General features: G+C 64.0%; 22 protein-coding genes. 10 read left to right on the top strand and 12 right to left on the bottom strand.

Annotated elements, in window-relative coordinates:
- Positions 1–10 precede the first annotated feature (10 nt).
- The 6 genes from HMPREF3171_RS10740 to HMPREF3171_RS10715 form a co-directional block, all read right to left on the bottom strand.
- Complete coding sequence (locus tag HMPREF3171_RS10740; RefSeq protein ID WP_070484912.1) at positions 11–706, bottom strand: 16S rRNA (uracil(1498)-N(3))-methyltransferase; 696 nt, start codon at positions 704–706, stop codon at positions 11–13.
- Positions 703–1836: a molecular chaperone DnaJ gene (dnaJ, locus tag HMPREF3171_RS10735; RefSeq protein WP_070453577.1), complete on the bottom strand. Its 1134-nt coding sequence runs from the start codon at positions 1834–1836 to the stop codon at positions 703–705. Before dnaJ ends, HMPREF3171_RS10740 begins: the two co-directional genes overlap by 4 nt.
- Before the next feature lie 10 nt (positions 1837–1846).
- Positions 1847–2863 (bottom strand): heat-inducible transcriptional repressor HrcA, encoded by a 1017-nt coding sequence (gene hrcA / locus HMPREF3171_RS10730; protein WP_070484926.1) that lies wholly within the window; start codon positions 2861–2863, stop codon positions 1847–1849.
- A gap of 7 nt (positions 2864–2870) precedes the next feature.
- On the bottom strand, positions 2871–3989 hold the full coding sequence (hemW, locus tag HMPREF3171_RS10725; RefSeq protein ID WP_168161903.1) for a radical SAM family heme chaperone HemW: 1119 nt from the start codon (positions 3987–3989) through the stop codon (positions 2871–2873).
- A 14-nt stretch (positions 3990–4003) separates the two neighbouring features.
- Positions 4004–4672 carry a hypothetical protein gene (locus HMPREF3171_RS10720; protein WP_070421344.1) on the bottom strand — a complete coding sequence of 223 codons (669 nt, stop codon included), beginning with the start codon at positions 4670–4672 and terminating at the stop codon, positions 4004–4006.
- 85 nt (positions 4673–4757) lie between these two features.
- A complete protein-coding gene (locus HMPREF3171_RS10715; protein WP_070484910.1) occupies positions 4758–6596 on the bottom strand; it encodes an AMP-dependent synthetase/ligase in 1839 nt (612 codons plus the stop codon).
- Here HMPREF3171_RS10715 and malQ point away from each other — a divergent pair.
- Positions 6595–8727: a 4-alpha-glucanotransferase gene (malQ, locus tag HMPREF3171_RS10710; protein WP_371327152.1), complete on the top strand. Its 2133-nt coding sequence runs from the start codon at positions 6595–6597 to the stop codon at positions 8725–8727. The two genes, HMPREF3171_RS10715 and malQ, sit on opposite strands and share 2 nt — an antisense overlap.
- Here malQ and HMPREF3171_RS10705 read toward each other — a convergent pair.
- Genes HMPREF3171_RS10705 through HMPREF3171_RS10690 form a run of 4 tightly spaced genes read right to left on the bottom strand, consistent with a single transcriptional unit; the run spans position 8724 to position 12570 of the window.
- A complete protein-coding gene (locus tag HMPREF3171_RS10705) occupies positions 8724–8996 on the bottom strand; it encodes a hypothetical protein (protein WP_070484909.1) in 273 nt (90 codons plus the stop codon). The genes malQ and HMPREF3171_RS10705 overlap by 4 nt on opposite strands.
- Positions 8997–10013 carry a trypsin-like serine protease gene (locus HMPREF3171_RS10700; protein ID WP_070772107.1) on the bottom strand — a complete coding sequence of 339 codons (1017 nt, stop codon included), beginning with the start codon at positions 10011–10013 and terminating at the stop codon, positions 8997–8999. It lies immediately after the preceding gene.
- A gap of 30 nt (positions 10014–10043) precedes the next feature.
- Positions 10044–12005: a M3 family metallopeptidase gene (locus HMPREF3171_RS10695; protein ID WP_070484907.1), complete on the bottom strand. Its 1962-nt coding sequence runs from the start codon at positions 12003–12005 to the stop codon at positions 10044–10046.
- Between the two features lie 10 nt (positions 12006–12015).
- Positions 12016–12570 carry a hypothetical protein gene (locus tag HMPREF3171_RS10690; protein WP_070484906.1) on the bottom strand — a complete coding sequence of 185 codons (555 nt, stop codon included), beginning with the start codon at positions 12568–12570 and terminating at the stop codon, positions 12016–12018.
- 72 nt (positions 12571–12642) lie between these two features.
- On the opposite strand from HMPREF3171_RS10690, the gene HMPREF3171_RS10685 reads away from it, so the two are divergent.
- Complete coding sequence (locus HMPREF3171_RS10685) at positions 12643–14535, top strand: ABC transporter ATP-binding protein (protein ID WP_070484924.1); 1893 nt, start codon at positions 12643–12645, stop codon at positions 14533–14535.
- Here the strand turns inward: HMPREF3171_RS10685 and HMPREF3171_RS11720 are convergent.
- Together HMPREF3171_RS11720 and HMPREF3171_RS11715 are read right to left on the bottom strand one after the other, a co-directional pair.
- Entirely contained in the window at positions 14532–14897 is a 366-nt protein-coding gene (locus HMPREF3171_RS11720) for a PIN domain-containing protein (protein ID WP_246815373.1), read from the bottom strand. The two genes, HMPREF3171_RS10685 and HMPREF3171_RS11720, sit on opposite strands and share 4 nt — an antisense overlap.
- Before the next feature lie 22 nt (positions 14898–14919).
- Positions 14920–15174 (bottom strand): type II toxin-antitoxin system Phd/YefM family antitoxin, encoded by a 255-nt coding sequence (locus HMPREF3171_RS11715; RefSeq protein WP_070569615.1) that lies wholly within the window; start codon positions 15172–15174, stop codon positions 14920–14922.
- A 73-nt stretch (positions 15175–15247) separates the two neighbouring features.
- Here HMPREF3171_RS11715 and HMPREF3171_RS10680 point away from each other — a divergent pair, with 73 nt between their 5' ends.
- The 8 genes from HMPREF3171_RS10680 to HMPREF3171_RS10645 all read left to right on the top strand — a co-directional run bounded on the left by HMPREF3171_RS10680 (position 15248) and on the right by HMPREF3171_RS10645 (position 24227).
- On the top strand, positions 15248–16369 hold the full coding sequence (locus tag HMPREF3171_RS10680; protein WP_070484905.1) for a MalY/PatB family protein: 1122 nt from the start codon (positions 15248–15250) through the stop codon (positions 16367–16369).
- A gap of 87 nt (positions 16370–16456) precedes the next feature.
- Positions 16457–17887, top strand: coding sequence for a branched-chain amino acid transport system II carrier protein (gene brnQ / locus HMPREF3171_RS10675; RefSeq protein ID WP_070484904.1), 1431 nt, complete (start codon positions 16457–16459; stop codon positions 17885–17887).
- A gap of 58 nt (positions 17888–17945) precedes the next feature.
- Positions 17946–18932 carry an LLM class flavin-dependent oxidoreductase gene (locus HMPREF3171_RS10670; protein WP_070484903.1) on the top strand — a complete coding sequence of 329 codons (987 nt, stop codon included), beginning with the start codon at positions 17946–17948 and terminating at the stop codon, positions 18930–18932.
- 70 nt (positions 18933–19002) lie between these two features.
- A complete protein-coding gene (locus HMPREF3171_RS10665) occupies positions 19003–19782 on the top strand; it encodes a GntR family transcriptional regulator (protein ID WP_070484902.1) in 780 nt (259 codons plus the stop codon).
- Positions 19783–19791: 9 nt separating this feature from the next.
- Positions 19792–21213, top strand: coding sequence for an ABC transporter substrate-binding protein (locus HMPREF3171_RS10660; RefSeq protein WP_083292077.1), 1422 nt, complete (start codon positions 19792–19794; stop codon positions 21211–21213).
- Positions 21210–22133, top strand: a complete 924-nt coding sequence (locus HMPREF3171_RS10655; RefSeq protein ID WP_070484901.1) for an ABC transporter permease — start codon at positions 21210–21212, stop codon at positions 22131–22133. The genes HMPREF3171_RS10660 and HMPREF3171_RS10655 overlap by 4 nt, the downstream gene beginning before the upstream one ends.
- Entirely contained in the window at positions 22130–22909 is a 780-nt protein-coding gene (locus tag HMPREF3171_RS10650; protein ID WP_070484900.1) for an ABC transporter permease, read from the top strand. Before HMPREF3171_RS10655 ends, HMPREF3171_RS10650 begins: the two co-directional genes overlap by 4 nt.
- Complete coding sequence (locus tag HMPREF3171_RS10645) at positions 22896–24227, top strand: ATP-binding cassette domain-containing protein (RefSeq protein WP_070484899.1); 1332 nt, start codon at positions 22896–22898, stop codon at positions 24225–24227. Before HMPREF3171_RS10650 ends, HMPREF3171_RS10645 begins: the two co-directional genes overlap by 14 nt.
- The last annotated feature ends 2 nt before the right edge of the window (positions 24228–24229 follow it).

The raw sequence follows: 24229 nt of genomic DNA, 5'->3' as shown, positions 1-24229 counted from the left end.
TGCGTTTACCCTACCAGCGGTTTGTCAGCGCGCCGATCGCGCTGAGCGCCGCGAACGCTGCTGTTGCGGTGCGCAGGACTTCGGGGCCGAGTTTCACGGCGTTCGCGCCGAGCAGTTCGAGTTCGTCTTGCCCGATGCCGCCTTCGGGGCCAACGATGAGCCAGATGTCCTCGCCGAAGTCCACCTCACGCAGCGGCACGGTCGCATCCTCGTGGAGCACCAATGCGCCAGCCGGCAGCATTTCCGACAACTGGTTCGTGGTCACCGGCTCGTGGATCTGCGGCACCCACGCGCGGCGCGCCTGCTTCGCGCTCGCCAGCGCTTGCGAGCGCCACTTCTCCACCTGCTTCGCCTGCTTGTTCGCCGGCCAGCGCGCAATCGTGCGGTGCGAAATCCACGGCACGATTCGGTCCGCCCCGCCCTGCACGGCGAGGTCGACGGCGAGTTCGGCGCGCTCGCTTTTCGGGATCGCCTGCACGACCGTCACGCGCGGCGTGGGGCGCTCCACGAACTCATGCTTATCGACGACCCCCTCAACCCTCGAGGCATCCACCCGCGTGACGGTGACTTCGGCCTGGTTGCCGGCGCCGTCGAAAAGCATGATGCGCTCCCCCGGCTGGATGCGCTTGACGTGGGCGTGTTTTGCCTCGGGGCCTTCGATGATGCCGGAGGTGGGGTCGTCGCTAAGAAAATAGGGCAGGCTCATCGGCGGAAACGATCACGCATCCGGGAGAAGAAACCATCGCCGTGCTCGCCGCCCTCGGAGTGGACCTTAGGGTCCTCCGGGTGGCCGGCGCGCAGGTCCTCGAGTGCAGCGCGTTCCTCGTTGGACAGCGCAGTAGGCACAGTGACCTCGATATGAGCGATCATGTCGCCGGCCCCCTCCTGGCGCAGGCGCGGCATACCCTCGCCGGAAAGCACGACGCGGTCGTCCGGCTGGGTGCCTGCGGGCACCTCGATGCGGGTCTCATCGCCCGTGAGATTCTCCACGGTGAGCTCGGTGCCCAGCGCCGCGTCATACATGGGCACAGTCAGGCGCAGGTGCAGGTCGTTGTTGTCGCGCACGAACACCGGGTGTGGCTCGACGTGCACCTCGACGTACAGGTCGCCGGCGGGACCGCCGCCGTGGCCGACCTCGCCCTGGTCCGCCATGCGGATGCGCATGCCGTTATTAATGCCGGCCGGGATGTTCACCACCAGGTCGCGGGTGGCGCGCACGCGGCCGTCGCCGGCGCACTGGGCGCACGGGTCGGTGATCACTTCGCCGAAGCCATGGCACTTGTGGCACTCGCGGGTGGTCATCACATTGCCCAGGAAAGACTGCTGCATCTCCTGGACCGCGCCGTGGCCCTGGCATACGTCACAGGTAACCGGCTTAGCCCCTGACTTGGAGCCCGAGCCGTGGCATTTGTCGCACAGCACCGCCGTATCGACGGTGACGTCCTGCTTCACGCCCGTGAACGCCTCCGCGAGCGTGATCGAGGTGCGCAGCAGCGCGTCGTTGCCCGGCTGCACGCGCGAGCGCGGCTGGCGAGCACCACCGCCACCGCCGAAGAATGCCTCGAAGATGTCGCCGAGGCCACCGCCGCCAAAGCCTGCGCCGCCCATGCCGCCGCCGGCTTCCATCGGGTCGCCGCCGCGGTCCACGATGGAACGCTTCTGCGGATCCAGCAGCACCTCTTGCGCTGCTGCGATCTCCGCGAATTTCTCGGCGGCCTCCTCGGACGGGTTCACGTCCGGGTGGTATTTACGTGCGAGCTTGCGGTACGCCCGTTTGATCTCCTGCTCGGTGGCATCCTTGTCTACGCCGAGGATGCCGTAGTAATCGCGAGCCATATCTTCCCTTCTATTCACCCCGCAGTGTGCGGCTGATGTAACGAGCCACGGTGGCAACCTTCTGCATGGTACCGGGGTAGTCCATGTGGGTTGGACCGACTACCCCGAGGCCGCCGAGTGCTGCGTCGCCTGCCCCGTACGCTGTTGTAACAATTGAGGCGCTGGATAATTCCTCGTCTTCGTTTTCGCGGCCGATGCGCACGGAGACACGTTCGAGTTCTTGGGCGCCGGCGAGCAGTTTCAGTACGACAACTTGCTGCTCGAGGGCGTCGATGACGTCCTGGAGGCCGCCGGAGGGCACGAGCAGGTTTGAGGAGCCTGCGATGATGAGGCGGTCGGGGGCGGCGTCGACAAGTGTGGTGATGAGCACTTCGGCGGCGCGTGTGGTCGGTTCGGTCAGGTGCGGCGGTGCGCTGACGGCCACGCGTGCGAGCGAGGCGGAGGCGTCGCGCATGGTCTTGCCCACAAGCGCGTCGTTGAGGAGGTCGCGCAGGATGCGCACGCCGTCGTCGCCAATTGGCGCGGCGAGATCAACGTTGCGTTGGTCGACGCGCCCGGCGTCGGTGATGAGCACGAGCAGCAGGCGCGTTGGTGTGAGTTCGACAACCTCACAGTGTTTCACGCGCGAGGCGGACAGGTTCGGCAGTTGCACCACGGCGGCTTGGTGGGTCAGTTGGGAAAGCAGTTGGACGGAGCGGCGCAGCACGTCTTCGAGGTCCACCCCGTCTTCGAGGAAGTCCAAAATCGCGTGGCGCTCGGCGGCGGACAGTGGCTTGACGTCGTGCAGCGCGTCGACAAACTTGCGGTAGCCGGCCTCGGTGGGGATGCGCCCGGACGAGGCGTGCGTCTGCGAGATGTAGCCCTGCTGCTCAAGCACCGCCATGTCGTTGCGGATCGTCGCCGACGACACCCCCATGTTGTGCCGTTCCACCAGCGCTTTGGAGCCGACGGGTTCTTGGCTGGCGATGTAGTCCGCCACGATCGCCCGCAGCACCTTTTGGCGCCGCTCGTCTGCTGCGCTCATGATCGCCTCCTTACTCGGCTGCCAGGATATCGGTGATGATGCCGTCTGCAAGCAGTCTGCCGGTATCAGTCACGCGCAAGCGCTCTCCCCGCTCTAGGAGCCCCGCGCGCACATGCTTATCGACGACCCCACGCGCCCGATCCCCAACCCACCCGGCCGGAATCCCCTCACGCAGGCGAAGCCCGAGCATGATCGCCTCCATGTGGGCTTCGTCTGCGGTGATGGTTTCGGTGTCCTGGATGGGCAGGGTGTCGTCGCCAAGCAATTGTGCGTAGCGCTCGGGGCGCTTGACGTTAAAGAAGCGCATCCCGTCAATGAAGCTGTGCGCGCCGGGGCCTGCGCCCCACCAATTCTGGTTGTGCCAGTAGATGAGGTTGTGGCGGCACTCGCCGCCGGGTTTGGCCCAGTTGGAGACCTCGTACCAGTCGTATCCGTTGCCCTCCAGCGTTGCGGCGATGATCTCGTAGCGGTCCGCGTAGACGTCCTCCTGCGGTGCGGGTAGTTCGCCGCGGCGGATCTTGCGCGCCATGGCGGTGCCGTCTTCCACGATGAGCGAATAGGCGCTGACGTGGTCGACGCCGGTTGCAAGGATGGCATCCAGGGTGCGGCGCACATCGTCGTCGGTTTCGGTGGGCGTGCCGTAGATCATGTCCAGGTTCACGTGCTCGAAGCCTGCGGAAAGGGCCTCGCGTGCGGCGGCGACGGCGCGGCCCGGGGTGTGCTGGCGGTCTAGGACTTTCAACACCGGCGTGGAGGCGGACTGCATGCCGAGCGAGACGCGGGTAAAGCCGGCATCGCGCAGGCCCGCGAAGTAGTCGGGGCTAGTGGATTCCGGGTTGGACTCGGTGGTGATCTCCGCGCCCGCCGCGATACCGAAGGTGTTGCGGATGGCGCCCAGGATGCGGCCGAGGCCTTGCGCGCCGAGCAGGCTCGGGGTGCCACCGCCGATGAACACCGTCTCGGCTTTTGGCAGGTCGCGGGCGGCGGCGAGCTCGAGTTCGCGCTCCAGCGCGTCGAGGTACTGCGCGTGCGAGGAATCCACCTCGGTGGGCGTATACGTGTTGAAGTCGCAGTAGCCACAGCGCGTCGCACAAAACGGCACGTGGATGTACACGCCGAAGGAATCCATCACGGAACCCCCACCTAAGCCCCGCGCAGGGAACGCTTCGCCGCCACCTTCGCCACAATGCGGTCGATGCGGGCACGCTCCTCCAAAAACTCCGGCGGGTTGGATCCGCGCATCGTGCGCACGAACGCCGGGTGGTCCAAGCAGACGGTTTCCACCCAGCCGATCACGGCTTCCTCGACGATCTCGCCGACCCGCGCGTACAGGTGCGGAAGCGACACCACGCCGAGTTCGCGGGCGACCATGTCAGTCTGCTCGAGGGTGAAGGAGACGATCTCCTCCAAGTGCTGCACCACCAGTTCGGTGCGGCCGACGAGTGCGTCGTGCATCGTCTGCACCGAAAATGGTGCTTGCAGCGGGAAGAGGTCCTTGAGGCCGGCGGCGTCGAGAAGTTCAGGCTGCGGGATGCGCTCCTCCGGGCGCACCCCCACCGACAAGTAGCCGGCGGCGCGGCCCGAGGTCAGCGCTTGGCGCAGGCCGATTAACTCGGCGACGATGCGGCGGGCATCCTGGCGGGCGTCGTCGACAATCTCCTCGAACTCTGCCAGGCAATCTTCGGTGAGCTCACCGTCATAGTCCGCGATCGACTCGGCGACGTGCTCGATGTACTCCGCAACCTCGTCGCCGATGTTGTAAATCTCCTGGGTAAGTTCACGGTGACGCAGCACGGCTGCAGTTTTGTGCACGGCGTGAACCCCCTTAAAACGGACTGTGGAAGTGACAAAATGGGATGCTATGCCACAGCGTGAGCCGATGAGGGTAGGCGCGCCGTTAACGCTGATACAGCTTGTCGATGTCCTCCTGGAAGCGCTGGAACACCACATTGCGCTTCACCTTCATCGTCGGCGTCATCTCGTCGTGCTGCTCCGACAGGTCGCGATCCAGGATGCGGAACTTCTTAATCGCCTCCGCGCGCGAGACGGTCGCGTTTGCCATGTTCACCGCGTCTTGCACCTCGGCGCGCAACGCCGGGTCCTGCGCCAGATCCGACACCTTCTTGTTCGCCGGGATGTTGTGGTTCGCCTTCCAGCGCTTCAGTTCCTCCTCGTCGAGGGTGACCAGCACGCCGACGAACGGTTTACCGTCGCCGACCACCAACGCGTTAGAGATCAGCGGGTGCTGGCGGATGATCTCCTCCATCGGTCCCGGGGAGATGTTCTTGCCGCCGGCGGTGACGATGAGGTCCTTCTTGCGGCCGGTGATGGACACGAAGCCGTCTTCGTCGACCTCGCCAAGATCGCCGGTGTTGAACCAGCCGTCCGTGAGCGCTTCCTCGGTCGCGGCCGGGTTGCGCCAGTACTTGGAGAACACGCCGGGGCCTTTAAATTCGATCTCGCCGTCGTCGTTGATCCGCACCGAATAGCCGTTGACAGGGCGCCCGACGGTGCCGATCTTGTTGCTGTGCGCGTTGTTCACACACGCCGCAGCACACGTTTCGGTCAGCCCGTAGCCTTCGTAGATCGGCACGCCCATGCCGCGGAAGAAGTGCGACAGGTCCGAGCTCATCGCCGACCCGCCGGTGATGCCGTACCAGACGGAACCACCCATGGCCTCCTTGATCTTGGCGTAGACCAGTTTGTCGTAGAGCTTCACCTTCGCCTTTTGCACGCGCGACGGGCCGTCCGGCGTATCCAGCGCCTTGGAGTACTCAATCGCGGCCTTTTCGGCCTCCAAGAAGACACGTTTGCCAATCGCGGAGCCATCCGCGGCCTTGTTGTAGGCACCCTCACGCACCTTTTCAAACACGCGCGGCACGCCGATGACCAGGTTGGGGCGCACACGCTGCAACTCAACGGTCAGGGTGGAAGTATCCGACCAGTGCGACTGGGTCGCGCCCGAGATCGTCCACGCCAGCGCCACCGCGCGTGCCAGGACATGCGCCAGTGGCAAAAACGTCACCATGCGCTGGCCCGGGAAGGACACGGAGCCGATCTCGTTTTCCAGCAGCGCCCACGCCTGGTACGCCCAGTTGCCGTGAGTGATCTCCACACCTTTGGGGCGACCGGTGGTGCCGGAGGTATACACGATGGATCCGAGGTCGGGGTGGCGGATGGCGGCCACGCGCTCGTCGATAAGCGACTGCTCCACCTCGCGGCCCTCAAACTTGATCTGCTCCACTGCGGCCGAGTTGAACTCGTAGATGCGCTGCAGTTGCGAGGTCGAGTCGGTCATACGCGGGGTGCCGTCCTCGCCGAGGAGGAACGGGCTCATGAGCATGGTGTGGTCGCGCGTTTCCGTGAACGCGATTTTCGCGCCGGAGTCTTCGAGGATCCACTGGATTTGGTGCATCGACGACGACGGGTAGATCGGCACCGATGCAGCGCCGGCGGCCCAGATGGCGAAGTCGAGCAGCGCCCATTCGTAGCGCGTGTTGGACAGGATGGCCACGCGATCGCCGGGCTCGATACCTGCGGCAACAAGCCCCTTGGCTACGTCGTAGACCTCTTGCAGGAACTCCCCTGCCGTGACCGAGACCCATTCGTAGTTGCGGGGGCGCGAAAACAGCACGAGGTGCGGGTGTGTCTCGCACGTCTCGATGAGCCGATTCAGACACGTATCGGTGTCTTTGAGGGTGAATCCAAGTTCCGTCGTGTGCGAAGTCGATGGCATGGTGTTCAACCCTACCGCCGTTTTGGCAGAATGCGGAAGCGTGACCAACGTGGAACTGCTGCACTCCCTTGCCGAGTCCTATGGCTTCGGCACCTCCTACCGCGCGACTGACGGCCGGGTGATGTCGCCGCCGCCGGCCTCGTTTGTCGCGTTGTTGCGGGCGTTGGGGCTTTCGCTTGACGACGACCCCACCGACGAGGAACTCCACTTCCACCTCGATGCCCGGCGCGAACACTGGGCCACGCGCCCGTTGCCGCCGACGGTGGTGGCCACGGAGGGCCGCGAGCAGCATTTCAACGTGCACGTCCACGACGGGCATCCGGCGCATTGTTGGATCCGGTTGGAGGATGGCTCCTCGCGGGAGTGTTACCAGGATGAGAATTGGGCGCCGCCGTTTACGGCTTCGGACGGTGTGGTGTGGGGAGAGGCGACGTTTCATACGCCTGGGGATGTGCCGCCGGGTTGGCACGAGTTGCATCTTGAGTCGGACAATGTTGATGCGGTGTGCACGTTGCTCGTGGTGCCCGATTGCTTGTCGACGAACTCCGCCGTGGTCCAGCACCCTGTCTGGGGTGTGATGGCGCAGTTGTATTCGGTGCGCTCTGCGTCCTCGTGGGGGTTGGGTGATTTTGGGGACCTAGCGTTGTTGGCGGAGACGGTCGCCGCGCAGGGGGCCGATTATCTGCTGATCAACCCGGTGCACGCTGCCCAGCCGGTCCCGCCGGTGGAGGATTCGCCGTATCTGCCCACCTCGCGTCGGTTTATTAACCCGCTCTACATTGCCGTGGAGCAGGTACCGGAGTTTGAGCTGGTTGACGACGATCTGCGTGCGGCGCTTACCAAGTTGGCAGCGCCGCTGAAGGCCTTGAACACCTCGCCAGCGCCGCTGGATCGCGACCGAGTGTTCGCCGTGAAGTTGGTGGCGCTGCGCGAGCTGTTCTGGACCTCGCAGGCGGACGTCGCACGCACCCACGACTTTGAGCTGTTCTGCCTCGACGAGGGCGAGGGTTTAGAGGAATTCGCGTACTGGTGCGCCGCCCAGGCAGCCGAGTCAGAGCACGAAGGTGCCCCGAAGCACGCCGGCGACGACGGCGAGGATCTGGTGCAGTTTTACATGTGGCTGCAGTTCATCGCCGACGAGCAACTGCGTCTGGCCCAGGAACGTGCGACAGCGGCCGGGATGTCGATCGGCATCATGACGGACCTTGCGGTGGGCATCCACCCTGGCGGCGCGGACGCGGCGACACTGCGCGAGGTGTTGGTGTCCGATGCGTCGGTGGGAGCTCCCCCGGACCAGTACTCGCAAAAAGGCCAAGACTGGTCGCAGCCGCCGTGGAACCCGCAGCAACTCGCCGAGTCCGGCTACGGGCCGTGGCGCGACCTGCTGCGCACAGCGCTGCGCCACAGTGGCGGCATCCGCGTCGACCACGTGCTCGGACTGTTCCGCCTGTTTTGGGTGCCACGCGCCGGCACACCCGCTGGCGGGGTGTACATGAACTACGACTTTGAGGCCATGGTGGGCACCCTCGTGTTGGAGGCGCAGCGCGCCGGGGCAGTCGTCGTCGGCGAGGACTTAGGCACGTTCGAGCCGTGGGTGCAGGACTTCCTTCGCGACAAGGGCATTTTGGGCACCTCGGTGCTGTGGTTCGAATCCATCCCGCCGGGCGTGCCGCGCCCCTCGCAGCAGTACCGCCACCTGGCGCTTACGGCTGTGGGCACGCACGACCTGCCGCCCACCGCTGGCTACCTCAAGGGTGCACACAACGAATTGCGCCATGAGCTCGGGCTTGTCGACGACCCCGTGGAACACCTCAACGCCACCGACCGCATCTGGATCGACCAGGTGCTTGGCCTCGCGCGGGAGGAAGGTGCGCTTACCGGCGACGACGATAAGGCACTGATCACGGGACTGACTCGCTTCGTCGCCTCCACCCCATCGGCGATGACGTGTACGAACCTGGTGGACATGGTAGGCGACGAGCGCATTCAAAACCAGCCCGGCACCAACGGCGAGCAGTACACCAACTGGCGCATGCCGCTTTGCGACGCCACCGGCACCCCCGTGCTCATCGAACACCTACCGGAGATGGAGTTGTTTAAGGCGGTGGCGGAGGCGTCGATACGCAACTAAAGCGCGCCGATCACCGCAGCAACAATGACAAGAGCGATGAGCACCCACATTGCTTGGGTCACCCGCGACTGCGGGTACTTACGCTGCGGCTTGGGCAGCTGTTGATCCTGCTTGCGCAGCTCTTCAGGGTTGGCCATGGTGCCCAAGCCTAGACCGAGCCGGTCGACGACCCAAAGCAGCACATAGGACACCGCCACGCACGCCGGCAGCGCCAGCACCACAATCAGCGGCACCTGCAACCACGGGCTCAACCCCATTAACCAGCCCATTTAGACCGCTTTCAACGCCATCATCACGATCGGGCTCACCGCGGCAACAACCACCAAAATGCCGATAATGATCCCGATAACTTGCGACGCCGACGGGCCCGACGGCGCCTGCTCCACCGCCTTCTGCCTTGGTGCCACCGTCGGCACACTCGTCGGCGTCGCGGCACCAGACTCAAACGTCGCCTGCGCAGGCGTCCTTCGCGGCACCAAGGTCGGTGTCAACGTGATCGTGCCACCCGGCGGGTTGGTGATCGTCGTGGAGTAGCGCAGCGAATACTGGTACTCCAAAAAGTCGTCGACCTGCTCCTCCCCGTACACCGGGCCACTGTCGAGCGAGCTGGCGCGCTGGAACCCAATCAACTGATGGTTATCCTCGCCCGCGACATAGTTCGCCCCAGAGATCACCCCCACCAGGCCGCGGCCCGGGATGTACACCGGCCCACCGGAGTCACCTGGCACCGGCATCTGCGGCGCGTCGAAGTACGTGGTGTTTTCAACCGTGCCGACGAACTTGCCGCACGTCGAGGCATCCGAGCGCCCATGGGTGGAGTACCCGCGGAAGCAGATCGTGTCGGTGCTGCTGATCTTTTCCACCGGCACAACCGTCCCGCCATACGGGTTGCCGCCAACACGAACGTCTTCGAACCAGTAGATCACCGCCCAGTCGTTGGCGGACGTCTTCGGCGAATACGCCCGCGCGGGGAAGATCAACCCTGCGGGCTCGTCGATTTGTTTGCCGGCGCTATCTGCAAGGTAGACCAGCGCACCCTGGGGGAAGTACTGCTCGTTTTGTACCACGCAGTGGGCGGCGGTGTAACTGCGACGGTGCTCGACGTCGTTGAAACCAAGCGTGCAGGCAGTGAGGCGGTCCGAGCCTAAATTATCGACGAAAATCCGCCCACCCTGCGCCGCATTCAACGCAGGCGAAGCAGGCGCGACTGCAGGAACCACCGACGCCGCAAGCGTCGTGGCAACCACCGCAGCCGCGCACCAATGCTTCACACTTCCGCGGGACATGCCGCCAGCGTAGCGCAGGCCGTTAACCGGCTATGCCGATACGTCGGAGCCCGCCAGGCCGCGACGCTCCAGCAGCGGACGCGTGTCCTTGTCGCGGCCACGGAACGCACGGTAGGCCTCGGCGTAGTCGCGCGAGGACCCCTTGGACAGGATGGTCTCGCGGAACTTCGCGCCGGTGTCGCGGTTGATGCCTTCCTGTTCGACCAACTGGTAGCCGTCGGCGTCGAGAGCTTCTGCCCACAGGTAGGAGTAGTAGCCCGCCGAGTAGCCGCCGGCGAAGATGTGGTTGAACCAGGTGGAGCGGTAGCGCGGCTCGAGCCCGTCGATGTCCAGGCCAACCTCGCGCAGGGCTTCTTCCTCGAAGGTTTGGATGTCGGACGGGGTGTCCTCGGTGATCGAGTGCCACGCCAGGTCGATCGCGCTGGCCGCGAGGTACTCGGCGGTGAGGAAGCCCTGGCCGAACTGGCGCGAGGCCTTCAGTGCGGCGAGTTGCTCGTCGGAAATGACCTCGCCGGTGTCCACGTGGCGCGCGTAGTTGCGGGCGATCTCCGGGGCAAACGCGTAGTTTTCGTTGATTTGGGAGGGGAACTCCACCCAGTCGCGCGGCACGTTGGTGCCGGAGTTCGACGGGTAGCGCACGTCCGACAGCAGGCCGTGCAGAGCATGGCCGAACTCGTGGAACAGGGTGGTCACTTCGTCGATAGTGAGCAGGTTCGAGGTGATCGACATGACGTTGACCACCACCGGCTTCGTGCCCGCCAGGTGCGACTGGTCCACAAAGGAGCTCATCCAGGCGCCGCCGCGTTTCGACGAACGCGCGTTGTAGTCCGTCAGCAACAACCCAATGCCAGTGCCGTCTTCCTCCTTGACCTCCCACACATCGACGTCGTCGCGGTAACCGTTGAGATCCTCGCGCTTTTCCACCGTGATGCCGTAAAGGAGGTTGGCGGCGTAGAACACGCCGTCGGTGAGCACCTGCTCGAGCGGGAAGTACTTGCGGATCTCCGCTTCGTCGATGCCGAGTTCCTGCTCGCGGCGCTTCGCCTGCCAGTACGGCCAGTCGGCGCCGTCGAGGTCTTCACCGGCGAGTTCGGAGGCGAGCTTGCGCTCAGCCTCAGCGTTCGCAGCGGCGGCAGGGGCCAGGTCCGCGATCAACTGGCGTGCAGCAGACGCGGTGCCGGCGGTCTCCTCGGCGATGACGTAGTCGGCGTGCGAATCAAAGCCGAGCAGCTTCGCGCGCTCGAGGCGCAGCTTCACCGACTCGGCGACGATGTCGGCGTTGGTGTCGCGGCCGCGGGCGCGGGAGGCGTCGAAAAGCTTGTGGCGCGCGCCCGAGTTTTCGAGTTCGGCCTGCAGGGACTGGGTGGTCGGCAGTTCGATCGGCACGACGAAACGCTCGCCGTCCTGGTAGGCCTCGATCTGTGCCTCGGACAGGCCGTCGAGTTCTTCGCGGGTCAGTTCCACGGCGAGTTTCTTCGTATCCGCCAGCAGGTTGCGGCCGAAGAGTTCGGACAGTTCGGACAGGCGCTGGTTGATCTCCTGCAGGCGCGTCTTGCCGGCCGCGTCCAAATCGGCGCCGCGGCGTGCGAACCGGCGCTTGAGTTCGTCGTGAAGCCGCTGCGATTCCTCATCCTCCGGCGTCGTGACCTGCTGGATGCGGGAGTAGAGCTCGCTGTTTTGGTAGATCGAGTCCACGTGCGCAGACAACTTCGGCACGATCCGGTCGGCGACGGCGTCGAACTCGTCGGTCGAATCGGTGCCCTGCAGGTTGAAGAACCACGCCATGACACGGTCCAGGTCCGCACCGGCGAGCTCGAAGGCCTCGACGGTGTTCTCCCAGGTTGGGGTGTCTTGGGTGGTGATGTCCGCAATTTCCTGCGCGTGGTTGACCAAAGCCTGTTCAAAGGCGGGTTCCACGTGCTCAAGCCGGATTGCGGCGAAGTCCGGCAGGTTGTAGGGCAGCGTCGATGGCGCAAGCAAAGGATTTGTCATGCGCGACAGTCTAATAGCTCAAATTGCCCTTGAATGTGACGTTGCCAACAGTGAACTCGGCGTCCCACAGGTTGCCCTGCGCGACCTCGAAGGGGAACTTCGCGTTCGTGGTGGCACCCGGGCCGAGCGGCATGTCGATGCCGACGACATCCACCTGGGCCTTCTCCGCATTGGAGATATACGTGGCGTCGGTGTAGGAGGAGCCGTCGGTGCTGTAGCGCAGTTCCGGCTTCAGGGCGTCGACAGGCAGTGGCGCGTCGGACGTGTTGGTCACCGCAATAACGACCACGGTGCCCACGCCTGTCGACGACGTCCCCTGCCACTTGTACGACAACTCCATCGCCGGATCCTTGACGGACTTGCCGGTGAGCTCGTCGGTGACCTTCGGGTCGGTTTCCTCAACGTTGAAGGTGGGCTTGTCGTTGACCTTCGATTCGACGGATTCTTCGAGGTTCTGGCTGGTTTCGTCGCCAATCGGGTCTTCTTGTTGGTCCACGCAAGCTGCCAGCGGCATGGTCGTGGCCAGGATGACGGCGGCAAGCCGGGTGCTCGTGCGGATGGACATGTGCGCCTCGTTTTCTGTCGCGTAACTAGTGCTTCGCTGCACACAATACCGCGCAGGTACCCTGTGGAAATTATGCAGTCTTTGATGCGCGTCGTTCGCAGTGCTTCCGCGTTGTGTCCGTTTTATATCGCGGTTGTGGTGGTGTCGTCGATAGTCGCGGGGCTTGGGCTTATCTCCCCGTTCCTCATTCGGGAGGCAACCGACACGATCATTGCGGCGCTTGGCGACGAGCCCGTGCCCGACGCAACCCGCACCGTCGTCTGGCTCGCCATCGCGCTGTTTGTCGCAGAGGCGTCCGCTTCCATGCTGCACAACGTGTCCGGATACCTGGGCGATGTGATGGTGGCGCGCATCCGCCAGATTCTGTCTACGCGCTACTTTGCCAAGTTGCTCGCACTACCGCAGCGTTACTACGACAACCAGGTCACCGGCACGATCATCGCGCGGCTGGACCGCTCGATTGCGAACGTCACGCAGTTCATCCAATCCTTTACCAATAATTTCCTGCCGATGCTGCTGCAGGTCGTGGCCATTTTGGGCATCACGGCCTACTACTACTGGCCGCTGACGGTGCTGCTGGCGCTGCTGTTCCCGCTGTATACGTGGCTGACGGCGTTGACGTCGAAACGCTGGCAGGTTTTCGAGCAGGAAAAGAACGCCAATATCGACGAGGGCAACGGGCGTTTCGCCGAGGTCGTTGGCCAGGTGAAGGTGACCAAGTCCTACGGTGCCGAGGTGCGCGAGTTAGAAAAGTTCGGCCGCCACTACACCAACACGGTGGACATCACACGGCCGCAGTCGCGCTGGTGGCACTCCATGGATACCGCGCGCGGCGTGGCCATGAACCTGATCTTTTTGGGGATTTACCTGATCCTGTTCACGCGCACGCTCGCTGGGCATTTCACGGTTGGTGAGATGGTCATGCTCATCCAGATGGTGACCATGGCGCGCCAGCCGGTGACCATGATGAGCTGGATCGTCGATTCCGCGCAGCGCGCCATCGCCGGCTCGCGCGACTACTTCAAGGTGATGGACGAGCCGGTCGAGCCGACCGCGAACCGCCAGCTGGTGGCCGCGACGGAAGCCTCCGGCATGCCGGCGCTCGACGCGACGCAGCAGTCACCGCTGAGGGTGTGCGAACCGGTCGTCGCATTCGACAACGTCACCTTTGAGTACATGCCGGGTGAGCCGGTGCTGCACGATGTGACGTTTACCGCCCGCGAGGGCGAGAAGATCGCGCTGGTTGGCGAGTCCGGCGGCGGCAAGTCCACGATTGTGAACCTGCTGCTTGGCCTCTACCCCATCACACATGTCCACCTTGAGGTGTGCGGCGAGGAGATCTCGCACCTGGACGTGGAGAAGCTGCGCGCCACCACGGGTGTGGTGTTCCAGGAGGCTGCGCTGTTTTCCGGCTCGGTGTTTGAAAACATCGCCTACGGCAAGCCGGACGCGACGATGGAAGAGGTCGTTGCCGTGGCCAAGCGTGCGAACGCGCACGACTTCATCATGAAGTTCACCGATGGTTATGACACGATCATCGGCGAGCGCGGCCTGCGCCTATCCGGTGGTCAGCGCCAGCGTGTGGCGGTGGCGCGCGCGATGCTCAAGGACGCCCCGCTGTTGATCCTCGACGAGGCCACCTCCGCCCTGGACACCAAAGCCGAGCGCGCCGTCCAAGCGGGCCTGGATGAACTTATGCGGGATCGCACGACGATCATGATCGCGCACCGCTTATCGACGATCGCCGGCGTGGACACCATCATCACCCTGCGCGACGGACGTATCGACGAGATCGGCTCGCCGGCAGATCTGGCTGTCTCTGGCGGTATTTATTCAGAGCTGTTGCGCCTGACGGCATCCTCTTCTGCTGCAGATAGGAAGCGGTTGAAGGCGTTCGGTTTCGCCGCCGACGGGGGCGATGACGACGAGTACGACGAAGATGAAGACGAGGGCGCAACGGACTAAACCGAAATCACGTTCAAAAGTTCTTCAAGACCTCTAAAGTCCTGCGGATTCCTCGTATACAAATCAAGCCCTTCCGCCACAGCAGTGCTTGCGATCAAGAGATCAAACGCACGCCCTCGTGGCTTTCGCCCGGCACGGATCACTGCCCCATATACAAGGGCATAGGCTTGTGCTGCACGATCGTCGAACGGAATACACTCAACTAGTTCAGCGATTGCACGGGCCTGATTTGATCGGCGGGCACGCTCCAAAGGATCCTGCGCTGCAACAGGGCCGACAGCCAGCGCAGCGAAAGCGATAGACGAGATTGTCCACTGCTCTGGCAGTAGATTTGGATCTATTTCATCGAGATCGAGGAGCACTGATGTATCCAACAAGCCTCTGCTAGTCACGCGGATCAATTCGTTGGTCTACATACTCGTCAATATCGGCCCGGAACTCTTCAAACTTAACTTTCGGAAGCCGCTTGACCGTTGCTAACAAGTCTTCTTTTCGAGCGAATCGTGACTTTCGTAATGGTCGCAATTCACCGACCGGTTGCGAGTTGCTCGTAATCACAAATGTCTCCCCCTCATCAAGCGCTCGCATGATACGCCCGCTTTCATTGCGCAGCTCTCGCTGGCTGATTGTCTCCGTCATGTACTGACCGTAGCACCACGCGCTACGGCATAAAAGGGTCCGCAAAGGAAAAAATCTCACTACCGTAGGGCGCATGCAATTTCCCAGCCTTGAAACCCTGCAAGCCCGCGGCACGCGCAAGTGGACGCAGTTCGACGCTGACGTGCTGCCGTTGTTCATCGCGGAAAGCGACTTCCCCACCGCCCCTGCGGTGAAGGATGCGATTGCGGATGCGGTGGAGCGCGAGATGTTCGGCTACACCCCGGCGCCGCACGCGCACCATTTGGGTGAAGCGGTGGCTGGGTTCTACGAGCACCGCTACGACTGGCGCCCGGACGCGGATAAGATCTTTCCGGTTGCGGATGTGGTGCGCGGTGTGATGCTGGCGATCAAGTACTTCACCGAGGGTGCTGTGATTGTGCCGGTACCGGCGTACTTCCCGTTCCTGGAAGTTGCCCAGGTTGCGGGCCGCAAGCGCGTGGATGTCTCCAGCGCGGGCGGGCTCGACCTGGATGAGGTGGACGCAGCGTTTGCAGGCGGCGCGGGCAGCATCATCGTGACCAACCCGTTCAACCCGGGCGGCTACGTGTTCACGGCCGACGAGTTGGATGCCGTCTGCGAGGTCGCGCGCAAGCATGGCGCGCGGGTGATTGTCGACGAAATCCACGCGCCACTCGTCTTCGACGGCGCCCACGTCTGCGCCGCAGCAAACAACCCGGACGTGTGCATCACGGTGACGGCAACGTCGAAGGCATGGAACGTGGCGGGCTTAAAGTGCGCGCAAATGATCTTTACCAACGACGAGGACGTTCGTACGTGGAACGCGATGTCGGGGGTAGCCAAAGACGGTGTGGGCACCCTCGGCATTGTGGCCGCGGAGGCCTGCTACACGCATGGTCGTGAGTTCCTCGACGAAGAGATAGAGCAGCTGCGGGCCAACCGCGACTGGCTGGTGGAGCACCTCCCCAAGGCCGTGCCGGGTATTGCAATTGAGGTGCCGCAGGCGACCTATTTGATGTTCCTGGACTTCTCAAAGACCAAGCTTGTGGATGAAAAACCGGCGGCGTGGCTTCGTCGTCACGCAAAAGTTGCGATGAATGAGGGCGTGGACTTTGGCCCTGGCGGAGAGCACCGTGCGAGGATGAACTTTGCCACCTCCCCGGAGATTCTCCAAGAGGCTGTCAAGCGGATCGGGGACGCAATCAACACCATCTAACGTCCCACCTATTGGAACTTAGTTCCCATCTAGCGGGCGTGTGGTCTATGCTAAGGCAACTGCACACTAGCTAGAGAGGTTCTCCCAATGGGTTCCACAGCGATTTCACGGGCAGACGGCCAGTCAACGAATGGACGCTCCACCAGCGCCATCATCGTGACTGGGCTCGCCCTGTTCTCAATGTTCTTCGGCGCGGGAAACCTCATCTTCCCGCCAATGCTGGCCGTCCAAGCCGGCGACAACTTCTGGCCGGCACTCATCGGCTTCCTTGTCACCGCATCGCTACTGCCGGTGCTCGCCGTGATCGCGATTGCGCTGTCCGGCTCGAACCTGCGCGACCTCGCGCAGCGCGCCGGCACCGCCTTCGGCGTGGTCTTCCCGGTCCTGGCATACCTTTCCATCGGCGCGTTCTACGCACTGCCACGTACCGGTGCCGTCTCGTTTGAAACCGCGATCACCCCGCTGTTCGGCTTTGACTCGCTGGTTGCCTCGGGCATCTTCAACGTCGTGTTCTTCGGCATCGCCCTGGCGCTGTCTTGGAACCCGACCACCATCATGGAGAAACTGGGCAAGTTCCTCACCCCGGCGCTGCTCGTCCTGCTGATCGTCATGATCTCCGTGTCCGCATTCCGCTGGAGCGCCGAGCCGGCCACCCCGCAGGAGCCGTACGACAACGGCCCGCTGACCTCCGGCCTGCTCGAGGGCTACCTGACCATGGACTCCATTGCCGCACTGGCGTTTTCCATCGTGGTGATTTCCACCCTGCGTGGCCGCGGCTTCAAGGAAGGCACCCCGCTGGTCAGCGGCACCATCGCAGCCGGCGTCGGCGCAGGCATCATGCTGGCTCTGGTCTACGTCGGTCTTGGCGTCATTGGCCGTGTCATGCCGGGCGCATCCAACTTTGACAACGGCGCAGGCTTGCTCGCCGAAGCCTCCAACCTGACCATGGGTGGCGCCGGCCAGGCGGTCTTCTCCGCCATCGTGCTGCTTGCCTGCCTGACCACCGCTGTCGGCCTGATCACCGCAACCGCCGAGTACTTCTCGGAGCAGTTCCCGGGTTCCTACCACGTGTGGGCCGTCATCTTCGCTGTGGCTTCCATGATCATGGCAACGCAGGGCTTGGACTTCGTGATGGCGATTGCCGCTCCGGTGATCGGCTTCCTGTACCCGCCAGCCATCACCTTGATCGCACTGACGCTCATCGAGCCGGCCTTCCGTGCACGTACCCGCTTCAGCTGGGCGTTCTTCGTCCCGCTGTGGGTCGCCGTGGTGTGGTCCGCTATCGAGACCTTCATCTCCCTCGAGTGGGCCGCCGACGCACTGCGCCCAATCGTGCAGTGGGCACCGCTGGCCGCCGAAGGCCTCGGCTGGGTGGTCCCGGTTGTCGTGGCGTTCATCATCGGTTTGATCGTTGACTTTGCTAAACCGAAGCCAGCGATGATCCCCGGCACTATGGAGTCCATCGAAGGCGAAGACCTCTCCGCCGAAGGTGACGCTGCACCGGTGCTGCAGTCGTAGTCGCACCTGGCTCTCCTGCGAGGCCCCACTGTTCGCAAAACGCGTACGGTGGGGCCTTATGCGTACGCCACTTTCTCTGATCGATTTTTGCACCCGCTACCCCGACGAGTCCGTCGGCGAGGCGATGAAACGCTCCGTTACCTTCGCTCAGCGAGCAGAGGCGTTGGGCTACGACCGGATTTGGTACGCGGAGCACCACAACATGTCGAGCATTGTGTCGTCCTCACCCGCGGTGCTCATTAGCCACATCGGCGCGAAGACCGAGCGCATTCGTCTCGGTTCGGGCGGTGTGATGCTGCCAAACCACTCCCCGTACGTGATCGCGGAGCAGTTCGGCATGCTCGAGGAGCTCTATCCCGGCCGCATCGACCTTGGCTTGGGCCGCGCGCCCGGTACTGATCAGCAGACGTTGGGCCGTGCTTTGCGACGAGACCCTGCCGCCGCCGAACGCTTCCCCGAAGACGTTCTCGAGCTGCAGGCGTGGCTGTCCAACGAGTCCCCACTGCCAGGCGTGACCGCGATGCCCGGGTTTAACACGAACGTACCGCTGATCATTCTGGGTTCGTCCATGTTCGGCGCATCCCTGGCCGCGAAGCTGGGCCTGCCGTACGCGTTCGCCTCTCACTTCGCGCCGCAGCACTTGGAGCAGGCCACCACCTATTACAAGGAGAACTACCAGCCGTCGGAGCGCTACCCCGAGCCGTACTGCATCGCCGCGGTCAACGTCACTGCCGCCGATTCCGAGCAGGAGGCCGTGGAGGAAACCCGTATCGTGCACCGCAACCGGGTGCGCGCGTTCATGGGGCGGCGCGGAACGATGCTTTCGGACGACCAACTCGACGCCGTGGTCAATTCCTTCCAGGGCCGTCAGATCACGGACATGCTGCGCTACACCGCGAAGGGCACCGGTGAGCAGGTTGTGGAGTACCTCGAGGCGTTCCAAAAACTGGCCAAGGCAGACGAGTTGATGATCTCGTTGCAGTCCGGCAGCCACGATGCAACCCTGCGCAACATGGAAATTTTGGCCGATTCCTGGGGAAAGTAAAATTCTGGTGAACAGTGGTCTAGGATTTGGCTATACAAATCCGCGCCGATACCGAAGGATCTGACCCCTCATGGCTCAATTGCCCACCGGTCCACTACGCCGCCCGCAGCAGCACGAAGAGATCGCCGATTATCTTCGCGACGAGATCTTCGCAGGTCATATCCCTGCGGGTGAGTCACTGCCGAGTGAGGTCGAACTGTGCGAGCAGTTCAACACCTCCCGCGGGCCGGTGCGTCAAGCGGTAGCGACGTTGCGCGCGGAGGGCCTGCTCTCCTCGGGCCGCGGGCGTCGCTCCCTGGTGCTGTCGAATACCCGCACTGAGACGTTCGAGGAGATCCTGTCCACCACCTCGTGGTTGTACCGCATGGGTAAGAACCCGGGCGAGGTGGTGAACCGCCGCGGCATCATCGAGGCGGACGAAGACGTCGCCGACAAGATGCACATCACTCCTGGCACGGACGTCTACGTCCTTGACCGCGTACGCAGCGCAGACGACGAACCGCTGGTGGCCGAAGTGATGTACTTCGACGCTTCACTGACTGATGTGATTGAGACGGTGGACACCTCCGAGGATTCCATCCACCGCGAACTCATTCGCGCGGGCGCGGACTTTAACAACCTGTCGCGTTCCTTCACGGTGGAGCGCGCCGATGCGCAGCTGGCAACGCAGCTCGGCATCGAGGAAAACGACCCGGTAGTTGCGGTGGCGCTGAAGGCGCTGACACACAACGGTGACGTGCTGGAATACGCCGTACACATCTTCCGCGCGGACAAGGTGTCCTTCGGATTGAACAATGTTCGGGGGCACTCCTCCCCCCTGTGGTTCCAGGTGGACTCCGACATCCACTAATCTCACAGCATGCTTTCAAGGACGCTGGTCGCAGCCACCGTCTGTCTTGCTCTGCCGTTGGCTGCCTGTACCAATTCCGAGACCCGTGATGAGGTGGTGGTTGCCGCTTCCGCAGCACCTGCTGGCTTGGACTTCACCACCGTTGGCGGCGCTGCTGCACCCCAGGCTCTCGTGGGCAATGTGTACGAGACGCTGGTGCGTATCGACGACAACGGCCAGCCCATCCCCCACCTCGCCTCCTCGTGGGACCTCGACGGCGACACATTCATCTTCCACCTACGCGACGACGTGACGTTCTCCAACGGCAAAGCGTTTACCGCCGAGGACGCCGCGTTCTCAATCGATTACGTGCAAAACGAGTGGACGAATGGGTTGAAGGCCCAGATGGCTCCGGTCGTCGATACGCACGTGCTCGACGAGCACACCTTGGCCGTCACCATCGAGGGTGACGCGGACGCGTGGCTGTGGTCCATGGCAACGCTGACCGGCGCGATGATGACCCCGGCGAGCATCGAGCGCCTGGCCACCGACCCGCTGGGAACCGGCCCATACACAGTGCAGCGCTTCGACATCGGCGAGAAGATCGTCTTCGAGGCACGCGAGGACTACTGGGACGGCTCCGTCGAGCGCAACGCCGTGATGCGTTACTTCGACGACCCGGTCTCCGCCGTCAACGCGCTACGCGTGGGTGACGCGGACGTGGTGTGGGCGATGCAAGCCCCGCAATTGATCGAGACGCTGCCCGAGGACATCCGGGTGGAAGTGGGCACCACCAACGGCGAAGTGCTACTGAGCATGAACAACCAGCGCGCCCCCTTCGACGACCCCGACATCCGCCGCGCGGTGGCGTACGCAATCGACCGCGACGCGATCAACGAGGTGGTCTACAACGGGCTGGCCACCGACACCGGCGGCGCACCCGTCCCGCCGACCGACCCGTGGTTCACCGGGCACAACTACTACCCCTTCGACCCCGACAAGGCGCGCGAACTGCTCGCCGGGCGCACCCCCGAAGTCACCATCACGGTGCCAAACCTGCCGTACGCGCAGACCGCATCGGAGCTGCTCTTCTCGCAACTTCGCGACGTCGGCTTCAACATCAAACTGGAAACCGTCGAGTTCCCCGCCGTATGGCTCAGCCAAGTGCACAAGGGCCACGACTACCAGTCCTCACTCATCGCCCACGTGGAGCCACGCGACGCCACCCAACTGTTCGGCAACCCGGACTACTACCTGGGCTACGACTCGCCTCAGGCTCAGCAGCACTTCGCGGACGGCGACATCAAAGCCGCCATCGACCAAGTCATGGCCGACGCGGCGTCGCTGACCCTGGTCAACGCGCCCAATATCGTGCTCTACGCCCCAGGCGTGAGTGGGCTCAACCCCAACGTGGTCACTGACTCGCTACGGCTGAACGAGGTGACAAAATGATCCGCACCATCAGCAAACACCTGCTGCGCTTTGTGCTGCTGCTCGTCGCCGCCAGCCTGATCATCTTCACGCTGCTGCGCGCAGTACCCGGCGACCCGGCACGCATCGCGCTCGGCGTGGCGGCAACCGAAGCAGACATCGCAGAGCTCAACACCCGCCTCGGGCTCGACCGCCCGTTGCCAGCGCAGTACTTCGACTGGATTTCAGGGCTGATCACCGGCGACTTTGGTGTGTCGTTGTCCTCGGGCAAGGAGATCACCGAATCCGTCATTGAACGCGCCGGGGTATCGCTTACGCTCACGGTGCTTGCGATGACGGTGTCGCTGCTCGTCGCGGTACCCGCCGGTGTGTACATCGCGGGCCGGCGCCGCTCCGCGGGCTCGGCGGTGGTCAGTGGCCTGTCGCAGGTGGGCATCATCGTCCCGTCGTTTTTGGTCGGTATCGCGCTGGTGGCGTTGTTCTCCGTGCGCCTAGGCTGGCTGCCTGCCAATGGGTGGGGAACTCCAGCGCACGTGGTGTTGCCGGTGGCGGCGCTTTCGCTTGTGCAGGCGTCGATTCTGACCCGCTACATTGCGGCGTCGGTGCGTGAAGAGTTGGGCAAGGATTATGTGCGTACGGGGCGGGCGCAGGGGTCGTCGATACGCGCAGTGCTCTACTCCTCTGCCCTGCGCAACGCGGCATTGCCGGTGATCACGGTCGTTGGCGTGCAGCTGGCGTCGCTGGTGGTTGGCGCGGTGGTCATCGAGCGCGTGTTCACGATTCCGGGGTTGGGCACAATGCTTCTCGACGCCGTGGGCAACCGTGACCTCACCACCGTCCAAACCGTGATGATGCTGGTCGTGGCCTTCACGCTGGTGGTCAACCTCATTGTGGATCTGACGTACACGGTGGTCGACCCGCGGATTCGGAGGCAAGCATGACAACACAACGCAAAATCGGCGGGCTGATCGTACTGGCCGTCGCGGCAGTTGCGCTGCTGTCGCTGGTGTGGACGCCGTTCGACCCGCTACAGGCCGACGTTCAGAACCGACTCCAGGGCACTTCGGCAGCGCACTGGATGGGCACCGACCAGTTCGGCCGCGACATCACCTCGCGCGTCATGGACGGCGCGCGCCTGACCTTAACGGTGGCCATCGGCGCAGTTGGGCTTTCCGCGTTGGTCGGCGTGCCGCTGGGCATCTGGGCCGGCATGCGCCGCGGTGCGGCCCGATTCGTCATGGCCGGCGCCGACCTTCTGCTCGCCTTCCCCGCACTGCTGTTGGCCATCGTGTTCACCGCCGTGTTTGGTGCCTCGATTTGGATTGTTGTGCTGGCCATCGGCATCGCCGGCGCCCCCGGGTTCGTCCGCGTCGCCCGCGCCGGCACGCTGCAGGTGATGCAAAACGACTACATCCTGGCCGCACGCATTGCCAAGGTGTCGGGCCCTGTGATCGCGTGGCGCCACGTCCTGCCGAATATCTGGCCGATCGTGCTCACACAGGTCTCCGTCGCCGTAGCTCTCGCCATTCTCGCCGAGGCTGGCCTGTCCTTCCTCGGCCTCGGCTCCCCCGCACCCTACGCGTCGTGGGGCCGCATGCTGCAGGCCTCGCAGCCGTTCTTGGCCACCTCCCCGCACCTCGCACTGTGGCCGGGCCTGGCCATCGCGGTGACCGTGCTGGGATTTAACCTGCTCGGAGGCACCAATGATCGACGTTAAGCACCTCAGCATCGACGGCATTCTCCACGACATCACCTTCCACATCGCCCCCGGCGAGCGCGTGGGCATCATCGGTGAATCCGGCTCCGGCAAGTCCGTCACCGCCTTAAGCATCATGGGGCTGAGTGACCTGCCCGCGACCGGATCCATCACCGTCAACGGCACAGAGATGGTGGGCACCCGCGACCGCGTGCGCCGCCGAGTGCGCGGCAACACCGTCGCCATGGTGTTCCAAGAACCCATGACCGCACTCGACCCGCTGAAGAAGATCGGCCGGATCGTTGCCCGCGACCTGCTCCGAGACGTCGGCGTGGACCGCCCCGACGCCTACCCGCACGAACTCTCCGGCGGCCAGCGCCAGCGTGTGCTCATCGCGCTCGCGCTATCCCAGAACCCGGACGTGCTCATTTGCGACGAGCCCACCACCGCCCTCGACGCCATCGTCCAGTCCGACATCCTCGACCTGCTCGACCGCCTCGTCCGCGAGCGTGGCATGGGCCTGCTGTTCATCTCCCACGACCTGGCCGTGGTGCGCCGCATGACCGACCGGGTGCTGGTGTTTAAGGACGGGCGCATCGTCGCTGGCGACTCCGACTACGCCAAAGCACTCGCCGCCGCAGCCGAGCCCGGCGCGCCCGCTGCCCCTGTCACGCTCGGCGAGCCGGTCGTCGAACTGGATGGTGTCTCGCTGCAGCGCGGCGCCACCATGGCGGTGGACAACGTCACCCTCACCGTCCGCGAGGGCGAGCGCCTGGCCATCGTGGGCGGCTCAGGCTCCGGCAAGACGTCGCTGCTCCACCTGATTGCGGGGCTGCGCCAGGCCACCTCCGGCACCGTGACGGTCGCAGGGGACGTGCAGATGGTGTTCCAGGACCCGTACTCCTCCCTTGACCCACGTATGGAGGTTGGGGCGTCGATTCGTGAGGTAGGCGTCGATAAGCAACGCTCCGACGAAATGCTCGAGCGCGTCGGCCTTGCCGGCGCCGGCCACCGCAAGCCGGCGCAATTCTCCGGCGGGCAGCGCCAACGCATCTCTATTGCGCGCGCCGCAGCCCCTCGCCCGAGCATTTTGCTTGCCGACGAACCCGTGTCCGCCCTCGACGCCACCATCCAGGACCAAGTGCTTGACCTGCTTCGCGACACCATAGGCGCCAACACCCTCATCTTCGTCACCCATGACTTAAACGTCGCGCGTGAACTCTGCCCCACCGTCGCCGTGATGCAGTCAGGGCGCATCGTCGAGCAGGGGCCAACCGAGGAGATCTGGGCCAACCCACAGCACCCCTACACCCGAGAACTGCTCGCCGCCGTACTATAGGC

Source organism: Corynebacterium sp. HMSC08F01 (genome assembly GCF_001807545.1).
Classification (GTDB): domain Bacteria; phylum Actinomycetota; class Actinomycetes; order Mycobacteriales; family Mycobacteriaceae; genus Corynebacterium; species Corynebacterium coyleae.
This window is presented reverse-complemented; position numbering and strand designations above follow the sequence as displayed.